Raw genomic sequence first — 20,014 nt, 5'->3', positions numbered from 1 at the left:
CCGGCGGGGGCGCTTTGCTGTGCCGGGGGTCAGCTCAACTCGCCGATCGCCTTTGCTACCAGGGCCCGCGCCTCCGCCCCGTACACGGCGTGCTGCTGCAGCGCGAGGAACGCCTTGAGGTAGACGCCCACTTCGTCGGGAGCTGTGATCTTCACCGAGGCCGACAGCGGTTCGTGATCCACGCGGATGTCGTCGAAGACCGTGAACGACTCGACGGCCCACATCGTCCGCTGCGCCGCGGCCGGGATGATGCCCAAGGACACCGCTGGCAGGTCCATCGCGGACAGCAGCGCCCCGAGCTGGCTGGCCATCACGCTGAAGTCCCCGAGCCGGTACCGCAGCACCGCTTCCTCGATGAGTATCGCGAAGCGGGCACGGCCCTCATGGATGATCCGGGAGCGGTCGATGCGCGCGGCGACCGCGGCCTCGACGTCGTCGGGCAGGTTCCGGAATGTGGCGATCGACCGGAGCAGTGCGGTGGCGTAGCCGGGGGTCTGCAGGAACCCGGGCACGACGTTGGAGCAGTACACCTTGAAATGGGTGGTGCGCTCGAAGAGGGGTCGGTGCGAATCCTGCAGCTGCTTCAGCCCGGTGCGCTGTAGGCGCCGCCACTGCACATACAGCGAGTCGGCGGCTCGGTTGGCGGCGATCAGGTCGGGGGCGAGGCCTGCGGCGCCGCAGGCGTGGCACCAGCGGCGGACGTCCTCGTCGGAGGGCGCGGTGCGGGCGTTCTCGATGCGGCCGCTCTTGGCCTCGCTCCACCCGCACCGTGCCGCGACCTCCCGTTTCGTGATGCCCGCGTCGAGCCGGATCTCGCGGAGGCGTTCCGCGAGGTTCTGGCGGGCGGCTTGGACGCTCGAAGACGGGGAGGTCGGCGGCATGGTGCTTAGTGTCCGCTACTTGATCTTGTAGTCCTGGTGGGGGATGGCGCGTTCCCATACCCGCTCGAACGCCGCGGCGTTCAGTTCGACGAGCGCTGGGTCGTCGCTGTAGTCGTCGCCGAGGAAGTCGCCGTTGCCCGCGAAGGATCCGAGCCGGATGACCTGGTTGTCGAAAACCCAGAAGTCGCGACCGGGCATGAGCAGGTCGGCGGTCTGCTCGCGGGGCAGCCACCGCACCTGCTCGCCTGCGCGGACGTTCGCCTCGGTGACGTAGTGCTCCCACCGGATGTACTCGGTGACCGGCTCCGAGATCACCCGAGCGCGGCGGACCGTGACACCGCGGGCGACGGCATCGGCGATGTCCTGGTGAAAGGGACGCCACCAAGAGCCGCGGTTGTCCCAGTCGACCAGAGCACCGTTGCGCCACTCCTCGAACCGGGGGTTGGAGTAGTAGACGTCGCGCATCTCCAGGTGCACGGCCGACGTGGTGGCGCCGGCCAGCAGGTCATCGAATGTCCAGGCCTTCGGCTGCATCACATGCCTCCCTCAGAATGCGCACCATCCTCATGGGGATGCGGACGACAGTCTCGCCGTCCGGGAGGGGGCCGGTCGACCTGACCTTGTCGGTCAGCTCCTCGTCGGCCTCCCATCCTTGGAAGACGAACTCCTGCGCCTCGTCGTTGACCCAGACCCGCGGGCAGTTCGCACCGTCGGTGTTCGGGTCGATTCCGATGAACCGTAGCTTCATGGCCTCTCCAATACGCCGCTGCTAACACGTACTTGCAGCACGTTCGTTCGTGCGGGTGAGCGGGTCAAGGGCGCACTACCGGCGCACAGGTGGTTGGCCAATTGCCGTGCAAGTTCGTGCTAGTTGATGGCGCGTGCGAACCCGCGCTGCCTAGCGTCGAGGAGGCGCCCGCCCTCGCGCCGATGGGGGCGGGCACAGAAGTGCCCCGCGGCGGTCCAGGCCCGGGGCGAGGCCACGCCGGAAGGGGCGCAGCAGTGGAGACCTTACAGTCCGACAGCATTGAGGTGACGGCCGGTCGTCAAGCCGCAGCCGATCTCCAAGACCTGCTCGCCGCCCTCGACACTGACCCCGACCTTCTGCGCCGGATCACACGCTGGACGAACTGGAGCGAGTCGGAGGAGTACGTCTACGTCCCCCCGCTCCCGGTCGCCGTGGTCCGCCGCCTGGTGCAGTTGCTACCGGAGGCCGTGTCATGACCGGCACGCCGGAGCCGTCCGGCGCAGCGCTGGCCAAGCCGGAGCCCCGCGAGTGCGTGTTGTGCGGGCGGGAGACGACGGACTGGACTGTCTCCGTGGGGGTCGACGACGACGGGCGGCAGACCAGGATGCTCTGGTGCCGCGACGCTGAGGAGTGCCTCCGTGCGCATGAGGTAGCCGAGTCGGCTGCCCTGGGGCGCGCGTGATGGCCGCAGAGCGTGCCTCGACGGCGCAGCCCCGGTGTCACCGCTGCGGCCGGCCGGTCGCGCGCGGCGGCGCGCTGCACATCCCCGTCGACCACGGCACGAGCGCGAGCCCCGACGTGCTGTGGCACCGGAGCGCGAGCGACTGCGGCCCGGCGCCGCACGTCCGGCGCACCACCTGAGACGGGGCCCGGCGGGTCAGCGGCCGCCGGGCCCCTCGCCTGCGCGGCCCGGACCCCCGCGCCGGGCTGCGCAGGCACCCCGCCCACCCACACGAGGAGACGAGCATGGCCGAACCCGCGCCCGCCCCGGCGCAGCCCGACGAGCCCGCGGCCGATCCGGAGCCAGCCCCGGAACCGCAAGAACCCGCCCCGCGGCTGCCGTCGCACAAGGTGTTCATGTAGCCGTCACCCAGCCCCAACTGCACGAAGCCACCACACCCTGAGGAGAAGAACATGCTCGTAGCGGACCCGGCCGCCCTGCTGCCACCGGAGGAACGTGCGGCCGTCACCGCCACGGTGCTCGACAACAACCCGGGCATGGCCGAGGACACGGCCGGCCGGATCGTGGACCAGGCGCTCGCGTTCGTCGCGACCGCGGCCCGCAACCCGCTCGTGCCGATCGCGCCGTCCCGGACGGTCGACGAGGGCTGGCACGCCCTGGTCCTCCACACCGCGGTGTACGCGCGGCTGTGCGACCGCCTGGGGGTGTTCGTGCACCACTACCCGGAGCGCCCGGACACGGCCCGGCAGGGGCCCGACGTCATCGAGCGGACGGTGGTGCTCATGCTCGCGGAGGGGTTCGTCCCGGATGCGGAGCTGTGGATGCCCCCGTCGGACACGAGCGTGCCGGTGGCGGCGAGCTGTGGGCACTCGCCGAAATGCGGTCCGATCGAGCCCCAGCCGAGCATTGCCCTGTCGGCCCTGGTCTGAGCAGGAAGGAGGGCGCCCCGTGGAGTGGATCGACCCCAGGTACGGGGACCTGATGAAGCGGCTTGAGCAGGCCCGGCTGGAGCGGCTGCGGCAGGGCGACGACCGCCCCGTGCGGGGCTTCATCCTCACCGCCCCAACCAGCAGCCGCTGACCCAGCAGCACCCGGCCCCGGCCGCCGCGAACACCGCGGCGACCGGGGCCTTCGTCATGCCCGGGGTGCTACTTGCTGGCCTTCGCCTGCTGCTCCCTCTCGGCCGTGCAGGTAGGGCACATCTCGCAGTGACCGTCGATCTGGGCGTGGGCAACCGTCTCGTGGCGGCAGGCCGTGCACATGATCATGGTGGTACTCCTCTCGCGACGCGAGGCCCGGTCGGCCCCGTCTCTCCACCCCTTCGGCGGGCTCGTGCTGGGCGCGACAGCACGCCCTGGGAGCAGGGCAGACGCCGCTCCAGGGCTCGGTGGACGGCGGCAGCGGGGCTCTATGAGGGCTTACTCCGGCTTTCGTTGGTAGGAGGAGGCCGGGCATGATCGCCGACCTCTCGGGCCAGCAGCGGGCCAGCAGTTGATCTCTAGGGCCCTGGAAACGCCGAAGGCCCCAGGTCACTTGTGCTCTGACCTGGGGCCCATCGGTAGGCCGTGTGGGACTCGAACCCACAACCAATGGATTAAAAGTCCACTGCTCTGCCAATTGAGCTAACGGCCCGCACCCGACAGCATAACCGGGTCGCCGGGGCGGCTCAGCAGGGTTACCGGGTGTCGGGGCGGGGCCCCGGCACCCGGCGGTGGGGTGGGGTCAGCCGTTGCGCTTCCAGCGGGGCTTGCGGTCGTCGCGGGTGTAGGTGGGGCGGGAGTCGTCGCGGCGGTCGTACGAGGACGACGGCGACGAGGACGGGCGGCGGTCGTCGCGCCGGTCGCGGTCGTAGGAGGACGGACGGCGGTCGTCACGGTTGCCGTACGACGGGCGGGAGTCGTCGCGGCGGCCGTAGGCCGGGCGGCGGTCGTCACGGTTGCCGTAGGACGGACGGGAGTCCCGGCGGTCGTCACGGTTGCCGTACGCGGGACGCGCGTCCCGGCGCTCGTACGAGGACGACGACGGACGGCGGTCGTCACGGTTGCCGTACGCGGGACGCGCGTCCCGGCGCTCGTACGAGGACGAGGACGACGGACGGGAGTCGCGGCGCTCGTAGGAGGACGAGGACGGACGGGAGTCACGCCGCTCGTACGAGGACGAGGACGGACGGCGGTCGTCGCGGCGGTCGTCACGCCGATCGTCGCGGCGGTCGTCGCGGCGGCGGTCGAAGTTGCCGCGGTCGTCGCGGCGCTGGTACGCCGGAGCGGGCTGCGGCTCGGGAACCGTCGCGGCGGCCAGCGCCTCCGCGGCCTCGGCGGCCTTCGCCGCGATCGCCTCGTCCGGGTCCTCGCCGCGCTCGCGGGCGGAGCGGGCGGTGAGGCGGTCGGCCTCCTCGCGCAGTTCCGCGGCGCGGCGCTGGACGCGCTCCAGCTGCCGGGTGAGGTCGGCGACCTCGCGCTCGGCCTGGGCGGCGGCGCTGTGGACGGCGTCGGCCTGGACGTCGGTCAGCGAGCGGGCGCCGGTGATCTTGGCCACGTCCTCGTCGAAGACGCCCGCGCCGCCGATGATGTGCCGCGAGGCGTCGACGCCCGCGTCCTCCATCAGCCGGAAGATCTGCTTGCGCTGGTGCGGCAGGGCCAGCGACACGACGGTGCCGGAGCGCCCGGCGCGCGCGGTGCGGCCGCTGCGGTGCAGGTAGTCCTTGTGGTCGCCGGCCGGGTCGACGTTCAGCACCAGGTCGATGCCGTCGACGTGGATGCCGCGCGCGGCGACGTCGGTCGCGACCAGGACGTTGACCTGCCCGTGCTTGAAGTCCTCCAGGGTGCGGGTGCGCGCGCCCTGGGTCATGCCGCCGTGCAGCGCGTCGGCGCGCACGCCGGACTCGATGAGCTGCTCGGCGACGCGGTCGGCGCCCATCTGGGTGCGGACGAAGATGATGGTGCGGCCCTTGCGGGCGGCGATCGCGGCGGTGACCGGGGCCTTGTCCTTGGGCTTCACGACCAGCACGTGGTGGGTCATGGTGGTGACCGCGCCCTGGGCGGCATCGACCTCGTGCGTGACCGGGCTCACCAGGTAGCGCTTGACGAGGGTGTCGATCTCGTTCTCCAGCGTCGCGGAGAACAGCAGCCGCTGGCCGCCGGCCGGGACGAGGTCGAGGATCTCGGTGACCTCGGGCAGGAAGCCCATGTCGGACATCTGGTCGGCCTCGTCCAGGACGGCGATCCGCACCTGGTCGAGGATCGCCGCGCCGCGGTTGATCAGGTCGCGCAGCCGGCCGGGCGTGGCGACGAGGACGTCGACGCCGCGCTCCAGGGCGTAGATCTGGTTCTGCATGGACGTGCCGCCGCAGACGACCTTCATCTTCAGGCCGAGGACGTCGCCGTACGGCTGGAGCGCGTCGGCGACCTGCATGGCCAGCTCGCGGGTCGGGGTGAGGATGACGCCGCGCGGGTGGCGCTTCTCGGTGCGGCCGCCGGCCAGCTGGGTCAGCAGCGGCAGGCCGAAGGACAGCGTCTTGCCGGAGCCGGTGCGGCCGCGGCCCAGGATGTCGCGGCCGGCGAGGGCGTCCGGGATCGTCGCGGCCTGGATCGGGAAGGGGGTGACCACGCCGTTCTGGGTCAGCTTGCGGACGATGTCGTCCGGCAGGCCGAGGTCGGCGAAGGTGACGCCGGGCTCGGCGGGCTGGTCGGCGGCCTGGTCGCCGGACTCGGCGGCCTCGGCGGGCCCGGTGGGCTCCACCGCTTCGGTGACCGCTGCGGCCACCGCTCCGGTGACCTCTTCTGTGACCTCGGCCGCGTCGGCGGCGTACTCGGGCATGGCGGAACGGTCGGCATTGTCAAGGGACATGCGAAAGCAAAACCTCTCGGAGACTTACGGCACGCGCCAGCTCCACAGGTTTGCTTACGACCGCCTCGATGCGGTCAGCCACAGGAGATGAGGAACGCGCCACGCGGCGCGTTACGGATCAGGCGCCAGGCAATGGGATCAGGGGATCAAACGATCTACCAGCATACGCATGCCGCACCGCTTTCGCGAATCCCTTTCGAGGAGGGCTGCCGACCTGCGTATCCAGGCCAAGGATACGGGACGCGGGCGGTTCGCGCTCAGGGCGCTCAGGGCTGGGGCGCGTCCTCGCCGGACCCGCCCGGCAGCGCGGTCGTGGACGGCGGATCGTCGGGGGGCGGCGCGGCGGTCGTCCCGTCCACCGGGGGCTCCGCACTCGACGGCGGCTCCGCGGTGGGCGGGGTCCCGGCGGTGGGCTGCGGCTCGGAGGCGCCGTCCCGGGGCGGTACGGGGTGGTGGGCGGGCGTACGGGGGCCGCCGGGCTTCGCGGGGGCCGACGGCGAGCCCTCCCCCGCCGCCTCCCGGGACGGCGCCTCCGCGACGGGCCCGCGCCCCGGCGCCTCCTCCGCGGGCGCGGCATGCCCGCCGACGCGTACGGCCGCGCTCCCGGTCGCGGTGACCGGCGCGGGGTGACTTTGCTCACCCCCCGCGCTCACGCACGCCGCGACACCGACGGCGAGGAGCGCGACCAGCACGGCGGACCGCACGGACGCGGCGCCCCTGCGGTACGGATACGGAGGTGGGGGCGGGGGTGGGAGCTCGGGCGGGGGCGCTGCGGGCATCGGGCACGGACCTCTGCTCGGCTCGGGTGCGGGACGGCGCACGCGGGCTGCGGGCGTACGACGCCGTGTCCAACGCCGTGGCGCCCGCCAGGACACGCGGGCCGGCGTTTCCGCGTCGGCGCGGCCTTGGGGCGGCCTCGGAGCGGCCCGGCCGGAGCCCGGTCCGTCGCCCGCTCGGAGACCCGGTGCGAGCCGGGGGGCGGGGGGCCCGCCCGGGGCCGGGGCAGGGCCGGAGCCGGGGCCGCGGGCCCGCCCGGGGACGAGGCAGGGCCGGAGCCGGGGCCGCGGGCCCGCCCGGGGACGAGGCAGGGCCGGAGCCGGGGCCGCGGGCCCGCCCGGGGCCGGGGCCGGGGCTCGCCCCGTAACCCGCCGCCCCTACCCGTAGCCCAGCTCGTGCAGTCGCCGGTCGTCGATGCCGAAGTGGTGGGCGATCTCGTGGACGACGGTGATCTCCGTCTCCTCCACGACCTCCTCCCGCGACGCGCACATCCGCAGGGTCGGCCCGCGGTAGATGGTGATGCGGTCAGGGAGGACCCCGGCGTACCACTCCCCGCGCTCGGTGAGCGGCGTGCCCTCGTACAGCCCCAGCAGGTCCGGGTCCCCGGCGGCGGGCTCGTCCTCGACGAAGACGGCGACGTTGTCCATCAGGCGGGTCAGCTCGACGGGGATGCGGTCGAGGGCTTCCCCGACCAGCTCCTCGAACTCCTCACGGCTCATCTCCAGCACCCGCCCATTCTCCCGCCCACCCGCGCCCCCGCCCTCTCCCCGCCGCACCGAAAGGGTTTTGGCTAACCCCCCGCCCATCCCCTAAGCTTCTGACGTCCCCGACGTGCGCCGCGAGGCCCCGTCGGCAGGCCCTCAGCCCTCATCGTCTAGTGGCCCAGGACGCCGCCCTTTCAAGGCGGTAGCACGGGTTCGAATCCCGTTGGGGGCACCACAAAACCCTGCACGCCCGGCATCTCGCCCGGGTGCGGGCGCACTCTCCTCGATCCTTCCGGCGGCCGACGCCAGGTCCGGCAAGGCCCGGGCGGGCAGGGTGACGCTGATCGTCACCGCGCCGGAGTCGAGATGCAGCTTGACCCGGGGCCCGACGATCTCGAACAGCGGCCGGAGAAGACGTTCCGGCGCTCCCGCCAGATTCAGGGCCAGGTTTGACGTGTCTCATCGAAGTTGACCGCGAGTTCAGAAGGTGTCGTCCTCGATGGCGTTGGGGTTGTCGTAGAGGGCGAGTTCGGCCTGTGCTGCGCGCGTGTTCCTGGCATGGCGGCGCGGCCGTCACCAAGAGGCGATCGGTGCGGGTGCCCTGCCGCAGTGCGGCAGAGTGACGGCCGGGATGGTCAGTAGACCATGGGGCCCCAGACGGTCTGATTCGTGTTGGGGTCGTAGACCTCGATCTGAAGCTCGTGGACGCCATCGCCGTGGTAGAGGGGTGTGGTCCAGCCGGGGCCGACGCTCCAGCCGGTGTTGGTCCACCCCCCGGTGTTGATATTGGTCTGCCACAGCTGTACTTCGCAGTTCGAGGAGCCGTCGAGATCAGCGGCACCCCAGTGCACGCCGTTCACGCCAACGATCCAGGCGTCGCAGTAGGCCGTTCCGACTTCGCCTGTAGCAGCCGACGCGTTGGTCGTGGAGAAGATCAAGCCGCAAGCGGCGACTGCGCTGACAACTGCCAGATTGATACCTCGGCGCTTGGTGCTGATACGCATATCCCCTCCGCATGAGGACATCGGAGAGCCCGGCGCCCCGACTGGCTGCCAAGCGTAGGAGCGGGCTGAGGTCTGAGCTAGTGACCGATTCAGCCAAGCTTTAACCCGGTTCCAGCGCCGTCGACAGCGGCGTGCAGCCGGGCCGGCACCGCCTCGACGGCTGCCTGTGCCCGCGGGTACGGGTGTCCAGCCAGCAGGCCGAGCAACTCGGCGGCCGCGGTCACCACCGGCACCGGCACCGCGACCACGCGCACCTGCAGGAGTTGGGCGATCGCGCAGCGCCCGGCCGCGGCGGCGACCGGATTGACGGCGGAGGCCTCGCTCCCGGTGGGGATCAGGGACGCAGGCCCGGTGCCGAGCACCGGGGCGGGGGCCGACTGCCGGTCGGGGGTAACGCATACCGCCGAGAGGTAGGGCTCGTTGATCCTCGCGTTGCGAGGCCGAAGACCTCTCCCTGACGGGAGCCCGCAGCCGAAGCTCGGCGAACCGCCGGCCCTGAATCGGTCGGGGAGACCGGAGATCACTGCCTGAACCCCGGTCGAGCGTCCACGGGCCCACCGGCTTCTCCGCGTGCTTCGCCAGTTGACGGGTCACGGAATCTGTACCCGGCGGGGAGCCGGGCCGTCAGGGGGAGAAGGCGTCGGCGCCGGTGCGCCACGCCGCCGCCAGGTCGGAGTCGTCGGGGAAGCGGCCGTCGAGTTCGAGGACCACCATGCCGTGCGCGAAGGCCCAGGCGGCGCGGGCGGTGTGCTCGTCCATCCGGACGTGGCGGAAGAGCGGGGCCGCGGCCCGGTCCTCGAGGCCGGGCGGCAGCACGCCGCGAGGGAGCGGCTTCTGGGTGGAGAGGCGGTAGAGGTTGGGGTGCTCCAGGGCGTACGCGCGGTAGGCGCCGAGCAGCGCGGCGAGGGAACCGGGTGCTTCGGCCTCCGCCGCCTCCAGGGTCTCGGCCAGCTCGGCCAGCATGAGCGCTGTGAGTTCGGCCTCCACGGCCGCCTTGTCGCGGAAGTGCTTGTAGAGCGACGGCGCCTTGATCCCGATGCGGTCAGCAAGGTGACGCATCGTCAGTGCGTCCGCGCCCTCCTTCTCGAGTAGTTCGCGGGCGGCACCGACGATCTGCCGGGCGCGCGGGCTGTGGGCACTGTGCCTGCTGTCAGCCACGCTGGAAGCCCTCCTTGGTGCGCAGACCGTAGCCCAGGGCGCGGTCGTAGGAGATGTGGCCCATCCAGCCGCACAGCGCCGCGAAGATCGGCGCCCAGGTGATCGGCGAGAAGGGGAAGGCGACCATCAGGGCGAGCGGGACAAGGGCCCGGTGGGCGGCGTTGTAGTACGGCACGGCGCGGGGCTGAAGCTGGCCGCGCTGCACGCGGGCCGTGTCCCGGATGCCGACGAGGAAAGTCAGGTCCGGGGCAAAAAGGAACGCGACGGCGAAGGCGGCCGCGAGGGCGCCGTGGTTGACGCCCTCGAGGACGGCGAAGGCGGTCCAGAAGACGGCGTTGGTGAGCCAGGCGGCGCGTCGGATCCGGTGGCCGGCGCGGGCGGTTGCAGCGGTGGCGGTTGCAGCGGTGGCGGTCATGGGCTCCCCCTCGTCGGCTAACGTCGTTAGCCAGAAAGATATGGCTAACAGCGTTAGCCGTCAAGCCCGCCACCTTCGGCGCCGGGAGAGCGCGGGCGAGCCCGGTGTGGGGTTCGGGCGAGCCCGGTGTGGGGTTCGGGCGAGCCCGGTGTGGGGTTCGGGCGACTCTGCCGGTGAGCCGCTGGTTGAGATCACGCAGCCGGGCGATGCGGGCCTCACGTGGGTCGGGCTGCCGGCCAGCAGCCCGGACGGCTGCTCGCCGCTTCCCGAATTCGTCCTCTCCGCGCGAGCGGCGGTGCCCCGCTGATGCGGCCGCTGTGCCCAATCCGAACGCCAATCGGACCGCGCACCGGCTACGCCGACGCCCCGGGGCCTGGGGCTTCAGCAGTCCGATGGTCGCCGGCACCAGCAGGCCGTCGCCGGACAGCGGCCACAACGACGCCCCCGCCGGGTCCGCGCCGCCGTGAAGCGCCAAGGTCCGCCGGTGCTCGTACGAGGCGTACGCCGCGACCGCCGCAACCGCCGCAACCGCCGCAACCCCCGCAACGACGACCGCGCACGCACGCACACCGCACCCAGAGGTCGGACGCGCTCACCGCAAGCCCTCCCCCGAGCCGCTCGCCCCGCCCCTGCGCCGACGAGGCACCTCGACCGTCGCCGAAAGGCGCAGCCGACGTGTAGGGTTCCGCGGCGTCCCGTCGGGGCACCACAAAACCCTGCACGCCCGGCACCCCCCGCCGGAGCATGGGCCCTCGCGCGGACACACAACCCGCGGCCACTGCGGCGCCGACGATGGCGCCGGCGCCTCGTTGACGGGCCGCCGCGTCCCCCAGCGGACGTGTCGTCCTCGGGGACGCGGCGGCCCCCGGTCAGGAACCGGGGGTCAGCTGGACCCACTTGGCGACGCTGGGAACGCCCTTGTCGTCGAGCAGGAAGAGCATGTAATAGCCGGGGGGAGCGGCATTGGCGGACGGCGGGGCCTTCAAGGTGAGCTGGTTGCCCGAACGGCCGGTGATCTGGAGGTCCAGGTGCCGTTGGCTGGTGTCCACCGCGTGGGTCGAGGTGATCGGTGCCACCAGGACGGCCCGGCTGACCCGGCCGGGCGTGGTGGTGGTGACCCTCATCGAGCTGTCGTAGCGGACCGGCCCCGTGGGCACCCGGGTGAGGGTGGGACGCGCGCCCTGGTGCAGGTAGGCGGGCTCGTAGATCTCGATGGTGCCGTTCATGCCGGACGTGATGTCCGGATTGTTCGCGATCTGCTGGAGTTCGTCGCCGGTGACCATGATGCGGCCGTCGGGGAGGATGACGGCGTTGGAGTGGTAGCCGCGAGGCAGCCGCTGGGAGGGTCCGAGCGTCCACTTGCCACTGGCGTCGCGCAGCTCGATCTGGCGGTACTTCAGGTCGGCGTTGGGGTTGTAGTCGCCGTTGCCGTAGTTGCGGATGTCGTACGAGCCGTTGACCGTCAGCAGGGTGCCGTCGGGGAGGATCAGCGTGTCGTCCTGGGTACGGCCGAACGCGCGCGGGGTGTCCTTGTGCCAGGCGCCGCCGGAGAAGCGGTAGGTGTTGGGGTCGTTGCGGTTGCCGCCGAGGATCAGGACCGAGTCGGGGCCATGGGTGCCGTTGGGCAGCGCGATGGCGGAACCGTAGTTGCGCAGGCCGCCGTCGGGACGGTCGGGCAGCTGCGTGCGGGCCTGGGTGGCCGGGTCGAAGCGCCACTCCTGGTCGGCGTCGCGGCCGAAGCCGTAGATCTTTCCGTCGTTCAGCGAGAACAGGTGCGGGTAGTCCATCCGGTAGGGCGCCTCGGTGTTCCACTGTTCGGCGGCGACGCCGTCGGGCACCTGCCCCTTGTCCAGCGGGACGGGGGTGCCCTTCGCCGGGAACTGCTCGATGACCGGGGTGGGGGTGCCCCAGCCCAGCTCGGACTGGCCGGACATGATGACCTGGCGGCCCTCGGCGTCGGTGACCACGGTCGGGTACCAGCGGCCGACCGAGAGGTCCTTCTGCTGGTGCCAGGTCTCGGTCCACGGGTCGAAGACCAGCGCGAGCTTGGCGCCGGTGCCGCCGTTGCCGCCCAGGTTGCCGCCGAAGACGCCGACCATGCCGTTGGGCAGGTAGGAGTGGCCCGCGCAGAAGAACGGGGCGGGGCGCGGCTGGTTCGTCCCGTCCGGCATGTCCACCACCGGCGGCGGCACGGCCTTGAAGGCCCCCGGTCCCTCGCCGGCGGCCGGGTCCCAGACGTAGGCGCGGCCCGCGTTGCGGCTGCCGATGACGTCGGTGGGCGCCGGCTCCTTCTGCGGGTTGTCCTCGACGCTCTCGAAGGAGAACAGCAGGACCTTGCCGGTCGGCAGCAGCGCCACATGGGCGGCGAAGTCGGGGCTGGAGAAGTAGTCGGTGAACTTTCCGAACTTCGCCGGGTCGAACTTCGCATTGTCCCGCGCCTGCGTCTCGGTGAGCATCTTCAGGCGCAGGGTGCGGGTGGTCTGCGGGTACTCGGTCTGGACGGCGCGCACGTCGCGGTCCCCGGTCCCCGGGCCGGACGCGGCCGACGCCGTGGTCAGAGGTGCGGTCAGGGCGGCGGTCGTGCCCAGCGCGAGCACGGCCCCCCAGGCCGCCCGCGCTCCCGGCCGCCCGGCGCGCGGCCGCATACGTGATCTGTTCGGTGACATCGGACTCCTCGGCCCCGCCGCAGGGGCGGTCGGGACGGACGGCGTGCGACATACGCGGGGCCGTGACGCCGCGCGCATGGTAACGGACAGTCGCGATTTCAGCACGATAAGTTGCTTCCTGAGGGTGGACACAGCATCGAATCCCGCACGATCACTCGATCGTGGTCACTGCGAGTGTCCGGCGCAGGATCCGTCCGCGGGCGTGCTGCAATGACCGAAACCGCTTCTGTGGAAGCGCGAGGACGGCTGGAAGGAGCACGTTCAGTGTTCAGCAGGACCCTCAATCGCGCCGCTGCGGCCGTGGGCGTCTCGATGCTCGTCGTCACGGCCGGCGGCGGAGCGACAGCCGTGGCGCAGACCACGGTTCAGCCGCAGGCGGTGCAGGGCGGCGTCGTCACAGGCGGCGCCGACGGCAGCCCGCGGACGTTGATGTGCCCTCCGGAGGAGAACGTCCTCAGCGGCGGATTCGCCCTGTCGGCCCCCGCAGGCCGCCGCCTCGGCACTGTCCCCGCGGACCTGGTGCAGAGCCGCCCCACCGAGGACGCCACCGGGTGGGTCATCGCCGTGCGCAAAGACCTCGCCCCTGACCGGCGGGACCGCCACGCGGGCCACGGCGGCCCGGCGGACCTCACGATGTGGGTCGTCTGCACCCAGGGCGAGAGCACCCCGTCCGGCTGACGGCCGCAGCGCCGCGCCGGCGTGGGCGCCCGTGCAGGATGCCCGCCGCGGTTCGTGACCGTGCGTCACCGACCGGACCTGACGGCTCCGCCGAAGGGCGCCCGCTCGGGCAGCAGTTGCGGCAGAAGCCGAAGGGCGCGAGCGGCGGGGCGCCGGAGCGGACGCCCCGGGCCAGGCCCCCGCGCCGCGGGGACATGGCCTGACCGGGCAAGGTCCAGGGACAGGAACGGCAGAGCCTCGAAGATCTCGGTGTCCTCGGCCCGCGGGGAGCCGAGGCACCGCCTACTTGGTCGGGGCAGCGTCGCCGGTGTCGAGGCCGAGTTGTCGGCCCGCGCTGTCGAAGGTGGTCACGCTTTCCACTTCCAGGCCGACCGGAACGACGAGCCCGACGAAGGCGTGGCCCGCGAGGCGGGTCGGGGTGAGGCGCTTGGTGGAGCCGTCGGAGTAGGCGACGTCCAGGTGATCCACGGAAGTGTCGATCTCCGATTGCAGCCAGTACGGCATGCCGTTCGCCTTGACGCGGGTAAACGCAAGCGACGTGGGCGGCTTCGTATCGCGGTTGACGCACCGTGACACCGTGCCGCTCCGGCTCGCCGACTGGACGACGCACTGGCCGTACGGGCCGACGTAAGCGGTGACGGACCACTTCTCCTCGCCCGTCATGCCGGGCGTCACACCGGACGCGATCCGCGCCGAGGCTTCCGACAGGTCGGGCGTCGCGTCGGGGGCGTTCCAGGTGACGGTGGTGCTCGCCCCGCCAGGCTGCTGGAACGGGATCGCGAATCCGACCCCGTTGCCATCGGCCCCGTAGGCGGTGACCCGGCTGATGCGCAGACCGCTCGGGAGTTCGAAGAGGGCGAGCCGGTGGTCGCTGACCGGCATGGGGTCCAGGGGCAGCGTCTGGCCGTTCTGCAGGGCGATCTCCACCCGCTTCACGTCCGCGCGGAAGTCCACGGTGTACTGATCGGGCTGCCCGGTGCCGCTGCTCGCCGAAAGGGCCGCCGGATCGGTCGTCACCGGGAAGCCGGAAGCGCAGTTGCCGAACGACATGATGCAGGCTGCCCCTCCGCCCCGGTGGAGTACCTCGACCGGGGCGTTCCATGCGTGGCCGTCGATGCTGCCGGAGAAGACGGTCGTGCCCTTGGCGTCCTTGTGCGGAGCGTCGACGGTCACCCGGTGGCCGGTCCCGGCTGACGGCACCCCGGCCTGGTGACCGCTGAGCGCGAGCGGGAGGCCGACCCCCAGCACCGCGGCGACAGCGAGCCCGCTCCCGGCCATCGCCCGCCGCCTGGCCTTGATCGCCTTGCCCTGTCCGATCACCGCGTCCACCGGCGCGGGGCCGGGCTCGACGCGGCCGATGTCCGTGCCGAGATGCTCAGTGATGATGTCCTCGTCGTTCACCATGACAGGCTCCCGTCCTGAAACTGTGCGCTGGTCCGAAGCTTCGCCATCGCCCGCGACGCCTGGCTCTTCACGTTGCCGACCGAGCAGCCGAGAATCGCCGCGGCCTGGTTCTCGGTCAGGCCGTCCCAGTAGCGCAGCACGACGACCGCGCGCTGCTTGGGCGGCAGCTCCATCAGGGCCGCCACCAGTGCCGTGCGCTGGTCGAGGTCGCCGGTCGCGTCGGCGACCGCGGGCTCCGGGAGCTGGTCCCAGTCGTGCTCGGTGACGCGGCGCTTGCGGAAGCGGCCGTGGTTGGCGTTGATCAGGATCCGGCGCACGTAGGCGTCCGGATCGTCGGCCCTACGGACCCGGGACCAGCTGGCGTACGCCTTTGCCAGTGCTGTCTGCGCCAGATCCTCGGCGTGGCCGCGGTCACCGGTCAGCCCGTAGGCGAACCGGACCAGGGACGGCCAGCGGCCCAGCATGAACTCCCGGAACTCGGCGTCGTGGCCGTCGGCCTCGGCGCTCATCGTTCTCCTTCGCCACGGATACTCATACCGCTGGAGAGCACCACTTGCCGGTGGATCGTTGCATGGCTTCCGCAGCCGATTCGACGCGCGCCGCCGCCGGCACCGTCTCCGCCGTCACCCCGCGCCCGTCGACGAGATCGCCGACGCCTGCAGACGTGACCCCGCACAACCCGAGCGGATGCCGACGAAGGGCACGACGTGGCGGGGTCGGCCGAGCGCGCGATCTTCACCCGTTCGGCCCAATCCTGCGGGGCCGACGCCGACCCTGCGGACGCCGAGGGACGTCCGACCGGTGACCGGCACGTCAGGCCGCGTCAGAGCCGGGGAGAGGGAGAGCCGGGGAGAGCCGGCGGCGGCATCCGGGCTGCCCCGGCCGGCAGCGCGTGGCACCGGCTGATCGCCGGGCGCGCAGGCATGCCAAGTGTTATGAATGGGAACAATTCAGGTGGTACGGGCAGGCGAGGCACCGCAGGCCCTCCCCCGGGCCCCACGCCTCACCCCGTCGGCGGGACGTCGGAGCCCGGTCCGGACAGGGGGATCCGCCCCTGTGGACCGGGGCGACGCCGCCCCGCCCTCTGATCACCCCTCGCAGGCCCCGCGGCCCAGCGGTCCGGGGCCGTTCACACCATGGAGGCGTCATGGCCGCTCCGATGACAGCCGACCAGTTGGTCGCGGGACTGGAGGAGTGGGGTCTCACGTACACGGAGGTGTCCCACTGGCGCACGCACAACCGCAACTCCGTCGGCGCCTGGGGACCGGTGCACGGATTCGTCTGGCACCACACCGGTGTCACGCTCTCCGCCGCGGACGGCGCCGCCTACGCCAAGGGCACCCTCTACAACGGCAGGCCGGACCTGCCCGGGCCGCTGTGCCACCTGTCCGTCGGCCTCGACGGCATGGTGTACCTCGTCGGCTGGGGCCGGACGAACCATGCGGGCGGCGGGGATCCGGCCACGCTCGCCCATGTCGTCGCCGAGGACTACACCAGCCAGCTCCACCCGCTCTTCGGCAACAAGACCGGGGTCGACGGCAACGCGCCCTTCTACGGCATGGAGATCCAGTACTCCGGGTCCCAGCCCATGTCGCCGGAGCAGTACCGGACGGCGTTGCGGGTGAGCGGGGGGATCCTCGCCCACCACGGCTGGACGGCCCGGTCGGTCATCGCACACGCCGAGTGGTCCAAGGACAAATGGGACCCGGGTCGTGCTGCCCCCGACAAGACCATGGACATGGAGGCGGTACGTGCCGACGTGGCGGCCACCCTCGCCGCGGGCCCGACCACCCCCACCACGGCCACTCCTCCCGCATGACGCTGCGGGCCGTCGCACGTCTGCGTTTCGCCGAACGTCTCCGGGGACCGGTACGGGCCGCACCCGGCCGGGAACGGTCCTCCGGGGCAACCGTTCGGTCACCAGTGTCACAGGCGTGACACTGGGGCAACCGGACGCCCGAGGGAGTCGTGAGGAGATCATGTAGGGCCGGTCAAAGCGGCGGAAGTACCGCATCGGCCCCTCGGGAGGACTTCTGATGATCTCGCAGCTGCGCAACGTACGGATGGCGGCGGCCGTGGGCGTGGTGCTGGCGGCGGGTGTCGCCCTCACCGGTTGCTCGTCGGGGAAGGACGGGGACAAGAGCGACGCGGCGCCGTCCGCCACGGTGACGAGCGCGGACGCGGGGGCCACCCCGACCGCCGGCAGCGACACCGCCGCCACCCCGACGTCGGCTCCCGCGTCCGCCCCTGCCACGAAGGCCGGCAACGGCGGGACCGGCGACAGCGCAGGCTCGTCCGACGCCGCGGCGCGCTGCCGGACCGCGGACCTCGGGTTCTCCTTCGGTCCCGACAGCGGGGCCCAGGCGGTGGGCAGCCCGGGTGGGATCGGCGTGGTGATGACCAACAAGGGCAGCGGCACCTGCTCCCTGAAGGGCTTCCCGGGGGTCGACATCGTCAGCGCGAGCGGCACGCACTGGTCGCTGACCCGGCAGGCCAAGAGCACGGGCAAGGTGACGCTCAAGCCCGGCTCGGCGGCCTCCTTCGAGATCACCTACCTGCCCTTCGACGCCGGCAACTCCGGCGGCTCCGTGGCGTTCCACGCCGCGAGCATCCTGGTGACCCCGCCCGACGAGACCCACTCCACCACGCTGAAGTGGGACGGCTTCGCCGACGTCATGGACCAGAGCGGTGCCACGCACCCCGGGACCTACGTCGGGCCTGTGGTGGCCGGCAACGGCGAGTGACTTGTGAACCCTTCGTGCGAGTCCGGCGAGTAGTCAGATTTCAGACATTCACACCCGAGAATGCCTTGTTTACGACATCGACGACTCATGGGCAAGTGCTTACGATGCGCCGAAATGCGGGGGCCACCCCGCAAGAAGGTGAGGCGTACACATGCCCGTTGCCAGACCCTCGACCGAGAGGCCTTCCTTACCCGCGCACAGACGGCTCCGGCGGATCGCCGGGGCCGTCGTCACCGCGATCGCCACGCTCGTCGCGGTGTTCCTCGTCCCGTCCGGTACGGCCGCGGGCTCCGCGTCCCCCGGGCCGCTGACCGCGCAGCAGTGGCACAGTGCCATGGCGCAGCTCACGACGCCGTCCAGGGGCTGCTACACCGCGGACTACCCGACGCTGTCGTGGCACAGCACCGGCTGCACGACGGCCCCGCCGCGGCCGTACGTCCCGAACGTGCCGGCCGCCGCGGGCAACGCCGGGCCGCACCTGCCCGCCGCCGCGAACGCGCCCGCCGGAGCCGTCGGCACGGGCGGCACCCCGTACACCGTCGGCAACGGCATCGACTTCTCCGCCGGGGTGAGCGGCCTGCTCAACGGGGCGACCGGCTCCTTCCCGACCGTGAGCGGTGTGACGAGCGAGAGCAGCGGCGGCGTCGCCAACGCGTACTCGCTGCAGCTCAACAGCGCGCCCTTCACCAGCCCGGTGTGCGCCGGGCACCCGGGCTGCCAGGGCTGGGAGCAGTTCATCTTCGCCAACCCCGGCGCCGGATCGGGTTCGGCCTTCATCCAGTTCTGGATCCTGAACTACGCCGCCACCTGCCCGGCCGGCTGGTGGACGTACTCCGTGCACTGCTACACCAACGGCTCCGCGGTCGCGGTCCCTTCGCAGCCGATCACCCACCTCGGCAGCCTGAAGCTGTCCGGCAACGTCACGAGCGCGCTGGACACCGTGGTCATGGACACCGGCGCCGGCACCCTGAGCGCGTCGACGGCCGACAGCATGCTGAGCCTGTCGGCGGGCTGGAACGCCGTGGAGTTCATGGTCGGCGGCAACGGCGGCGGCTCGTCGGCGAACTTCAACGCCGGCTCCTCACTCACCGTGCAGACGGTCACCCACAACGGCACGACGAACGCGCCCAGTTGCCTGATGACCGGTTACACCGGCGAGACCAACAACCTCAACCTCGTCGGCACGCCCGCCTACGGGATCGGCGCCTCGCCCTCGCTGCGCAGCAACCAGAGCAACCTCACGGTCTCGCCGCCCTCGTGCGCCTCGGCGCAGGGCACCGGCGACACGCACCTGCAGACCTTCGGCGGGACCTACTACGACTTCCAGGCCGAGGGCACCTTCACGCTCGCCCGCTCCTCGGCGATGACCGTGCAGTCCAACCAGGTCTCCGGCGCCCCGCTCGGCTGGCCCGGCGCGTCCGTCAACAGCGGTGTCGCGACGCAGATGGGGGCGGACACGGTCGCGGTGTGCGCGGCCAAGGGCCTGGTCGTGAACGGTTCCGGCACCTCCCTCGCCGACGGCGCCTCGATCACCCTGCCCTCCGGCGACCGGATCGTGCGCACCGGCAGCCAGTACGTCGTGACCGACCCGCAGGGCGACTCGATGGCGGCGACCGTCAACCCCGGTTACGTGGACGTCCACGTCGGCCTCGGCTCGTATCCGCAACCGGTCGTCGGCCTGCTGGCCAACGCCCCTGGCACGAATGACAAGTTGCGGACGAGCACGGGCACGGTGCTGCCCATCCCGCTCGACTTCAAGACGCTCTACAGCCTGTACGGGGACAGCTGGCGGGTACCCGACGGGCAGTCGCTGGTCGCGGTCTGCGGCGACAAGACGCAGGCGGCCGACCCGGCGGCGCCGTTCTGGGAGAAGCAACTCCCGCAGGAGCTGCACGACAAGGCCCTCACGATCTGCCGCCAGGTCGGGGTGAAGGACGTCACCCTGCTGGAGGCGTGCACGCTCGACGTCGGCGTGCTCGGGCAGAACGCGGCCCGCGAGTTCCTGACCGAAGCCCCGCCGGTGGACGTCGCGTTCAGCGAGGACACCCAGGGCAGCGGCTGCTGCGTCAACGTCCCCGGGCGGCAGCCGGCGGGCTGATCCCCGCCGCCGCGGCCCCGCCCGTCCGCCGAAACCCCGCCCGTCCGCTGACCCCCGCGGGCCGGCGGTCGTCGCGGGCCCGGATCCCGACCGGCTCCGGGCCCGCGCACCACCCGCGCCCACGCGTACACCCGTGCGAGGAAGCGCACTTCCCCTCCGCCATAATTCACGGGATTCGAGCGCCCGTTGGGGGACGGGTACGGGGAACG

The 20,014-nt window shown here is 72.1% G+C and carries 21 protein-coding genes, 2 tRNA genes and 1 pseudogene; 9 read left to right on the top strand and 15 right to left on the bottom strand.

Features of this window, described 5'->3' with window-relative positions:
• Positions 1-29 precede the first annotated feature (29 nt).
• The 3 genes from IH54_RS0114695 to IH54_RS0114685 are packed head-to-tail and all read right to left on the bottom strand — an operon-like array spanning position 30 to position 1,629.
• Complete coding sequence (locus tag IH54_RS0114695) at positions 30-881, bottom strand: helix-turn-helix domain-containing protein (protein ID WP_031516756.1); 852 nt, start codon at positions 879-881, stop codon at positions 30-32.
• A gap of 15 nt (positions 882-896) precedes the next feature.
• Entirely contained in the window at positions 897-1,415 is a 519-nt protein-coding gene (locus IH54_RS0114690; RefSeq protein WP_031516754.1) for a DUF6879 family protein, read from the bottom strand.
• Positions 1,387-1,629 (bottom strand): hypothetical protein, encoded by a 243-nt coding sequence (locus IH54_RS0114685; RefSeq protein ID WP_031516752.1) that lies wholly within the window; start codon positions 1,627-1,629, stop codon positions 1,387-1,389. Before IH54_RS0114685 ends, IH54_RS0114690 begins: the two co-directional genes overlap by 29 nt.
• Before the next feature lie 254 nt (positions 1,630-1,883).
• Here IH54_RS0114685 and IH54_RS0114680 point away from each other — a divergent pair, with 254 nt between their 5' ends.
• The 4 genes from IH54_RS0114680 (at position 1,884) to IH54_RS47670 (ending at position 3,391) form a co-directional block, all read left to right on the top strand.
• Entirely contained in the window at positions 1,884-2,105 is a 222-nt protein-coding gene (locus IH54_RS0114680; protein ID WP_031516749.1) for a hypothetical protein, read from the top strand.
• Between the two features lie 205 nt (positions 2,106-2,310).
• Complete coding sequence (locus tag IH54_RS0114670) at positions 2,311-2,490, top strand: hypothetical protein (protein ID WP_031516745.1); 180 nt, start codon at positions 2,311-2,313, stop codon at positions 2,488-2,490.
• Positions 2,491-2,763: 273 nt separating this feature from the next.
• The gene (locus IH54_RS0114660) at positions 2,764-3,240 is read left to right on the top strand and encodes a glycine-rich domain-containing protein (protein ID WP_043180878.1); all 477 of its coding nucleotides are present in this window, start codon (positions 2,764-2,766) and stop codon (positions 3,238-3,240) included.
• A gap of 19 nt (positions 3,241-3,259) precedes the next feature.
• Complete coding sequence (locus tag IH54_RS47670) at positions 3,260-3,391, top strand: hypothetical protein (RefSeq protein ID WP_267965188.1); 132 nt, start codon at positions 3,260-3,262, stop codon at positions 3,389-3,391.
• A 479-nt stretch (positions 3,392-3,870) separates the two neighbouring features.
• On the opposite strand, the gene IH54_RS0114645 is transcribed toward IH54_RS47670, so the two are convergent.
• From IH54_RS0114645 to IH54_RS0114630, 4 genes are all read right to left on the bottom strand, one after another.
• Positions 3,871-3,943: transfer RNA gene (locus IH54_RS0114645), tRNA-Lys, on the bottom strand.
• Between the two features lie 90 nt (positions 3,944-4,033).
• Entirely contained in the window at positions 4,034-6,157 is a 2,124-nt protein-coding gene (locus tag IH54_RS0114640; protein ID WP_031516741.1) for a DEAD/DEAH box helicase, read from the bottom strand.
• A 266-nt stretch (positions 6,158-6,423) separates the two neighbouring features.
• Positions 6,424-6,861: a hypothetical protein gene (locus IH54_RS0114635; protein WP_159011836.1), complete on the bottom strand. Its 438-nt coding sequence runs from the start codon at positions 6,859-6,861 to the stop codon at positions 6,424-6,426.
• A gap of 450 nt (positions 6,862-7,311) precedes the next feature.
• The gene (locus IH54_RS0114630) at positions 7,312-7,662 is read right to left on the bottom strand and encodes a metallopeptidase family protein (protein WP_031516737.1); all 351 of its coding nucleotides are present in this window, start codon (positions 7,660-7,662) and stop codon (positions 7,312-7,314) included.
• A gap of 135 nt (positions 7,663-7,797) precedes the next feature.
• Here IH54_RS0114630 and IH54_RS0114625 point away from each other — a divergent pair.
• A tRNA-Glu gene (locus tag IH54_RS0114625) sits at positions 7,798-7,873 on the top strand.
• A gap of 400 nt (positions 7,874-8,273) precedes the next feature.
• Here the strand turns inward: IH54_RS0114625 and IH54_RS42450 are convergent.
• The 6 genes and pseudogenes from IH54_RS42450 to IH54_RS0114595 form a co-directional block, all read right to left on the bottom strand.
• Positions 8,274-8,642 (bottom strand): hypothetical protein, encoded by a 369-nt coding sequence (locus IH54_RS42450; protein ID WP_031516736.1) that lies wholly within the window; start codon positions 8,640-8,642, stop codon positions 8,274-8,276.
• A gap of 89 nt (positions 8,643-8,731) precedes the next feature.
• The gene (locus IH54_RS0114610) at positions 8,732-9,004 is read right to left on the bottom strand and encodes a hypothetical protein (RefSeq protein ID WP_031516735.1); all 273 of its coding nucleotides are present in this window, start codon (positions 9,002-9,004) and stop codon (positions 8,732-8,734) included.
• Positions 9,005-9,266: 262 nt separating this feature from the next.
• Complete coding sequence (locus tag IH54_RS0114605) at positions 9,267-9,800, bottom strand: TetR/AcrR family transcriptional regulator (protein ID WP_031516734.1); 534 nt, start codon at positions 9,798-9,800, stop codon at positions 9,267-9,269.
• On the bottom strand, positions 9,793-10,215 hold the full coding sequence (locus tag IH54_RS0114600; RefSeq protein ID WP_031516732.1) for a DUF4260 family protein: 423 nt from the start codon (positions 10,213-10,215) through the stop codon (positions 9,793-9,795). The genes IH54_RS0114605 and IH54_RS0114600 overlap by 8 nt, the downstream gene beginning before the upstream one ends.
• Before the next feature lie 313 nt (positions 10,216-10,528).
• Positions 10,529-10,783, bottom strand: a pseudogene (locus tag IH54_RS43125) (DUF2637 domain-containing protein); the annotation flags it as partial.
• A gap of 301 nt (positions 10,784-11,084) precedes the next feature.
• Entirely contained in the window at positions 11,085-12,881 is a 1,797-nt protein-coding gene (locus tag IH54_RS0114595; protein ID WP_078862202.1) for a galactose oxidase early set domain-containing protein, read from the bottom strand.
• Positions 12,882-13,145: 264 nt separating this feature from the next.
• On the opposite strand from IH54_RS0114595, the gene IH54_RS0114590 reads away from it, so the two are divergent.
• Complete coding sequence (locus tag IH54_RS0114590) at positions 13,146-13,559, top strand: hypothetical protein (RefSeq protein ID WP_031516727.1); 414 nt, start codon at positions 13,146-13,148, stop codon at positions 13,557-13,559.
• Positions 13,560-13,841: 282 nt separating this feature from the next.
• Here the strand turns inward: IH54_RS0114590 and IH54_RS0114585 are convergent, their stop codons facing one another.
• Positions 13,842-14,963 carry a hypothetical protein gene (locus IH54_RS0114585; protein WP_031516725.1) on the bottom strand — a complete coding sequence of 374 codons (1,122 nt, stop codon included), beginning with the start codon at positions 14,961-14,963 and terminating at the stop codon, positions 13,842-13,844.
• The gene (locus IH54_RS0114580; RefSeq protein ID WP_031516723.1) at positions 14,957-15,472 is read right to left on the bottom strand and encodes a SigE family RNA polymerase sigma factor; all 516 of its coding nucleotides are present in this window, start codon (positions 15,470-15,472) and stop codon (positions 14,957-14,959) included. The genes IH54_RS0114585 and IH54_RS0114580 overlap by 7 nt, the downstream gene beginning before the upstream one ends.
• Before the next feature lie 638 nt (positions 15,473-16,110).
• Between IH54_RS0114580 and IH54_RS0114575 the strand changes: the two genes are divergently transcribed.
• From IH54_RS0114575 to IH54_RS41590, 3 genes are all read left to right on the top strand, one after another.
• The gene (locus tag IH54_RS0114575) at positions 16,111-16,782 is read left to right on the top strand and encodes an N-acetylmuramoyl-L-alanine amidase (protein ID WP_052397434.1); all 672 of its coding nucleotides are present in this window, start codon (positions 16,111-16,113) and stop codon (positions 16,780-16,782) included.
• Positions 16,783-16,999: 217 nt separating this feature from the next.
• Positions 17,000-17,707, top strand: a complete 708-nt coding sequence (locus IH54_RS0114570; protein ID WP_031516720.1) for a DUF4232 domain-containing protein — start codon at positions 17,000-17,002, stop codon at positions 17,705-17,707.
• A gap of 151 nt (positions 17,708-17,858) precedes the next feature.
• Positions 17,859-19,805, top strand: a complete 1,947-nt coding sequence (locus IH54_RS41590) for a hypothetical protein (protein ID WP_052397433.1) — start codon at positions 17,859-17,861, stop codon at positions 19,803-19,805.
• The last annotated feature ends 209 nt before the right edge of the window (positions 19,806-20,014 follow it).

This window comes from Streptomyces sp. NRRL F-5123, assembly GCF_000721495.1.
Lineage (GTDB): Bacteria > Actinomycetota > Actinomycetes > Streptomycetales > Streptomycetaceae > Actinacidiphila.
The sequence above is the reverse complement of the archived record's forward strand: the minus strand, read 5'-3'. Positions and strand labels throughout refer to the sequence as shown.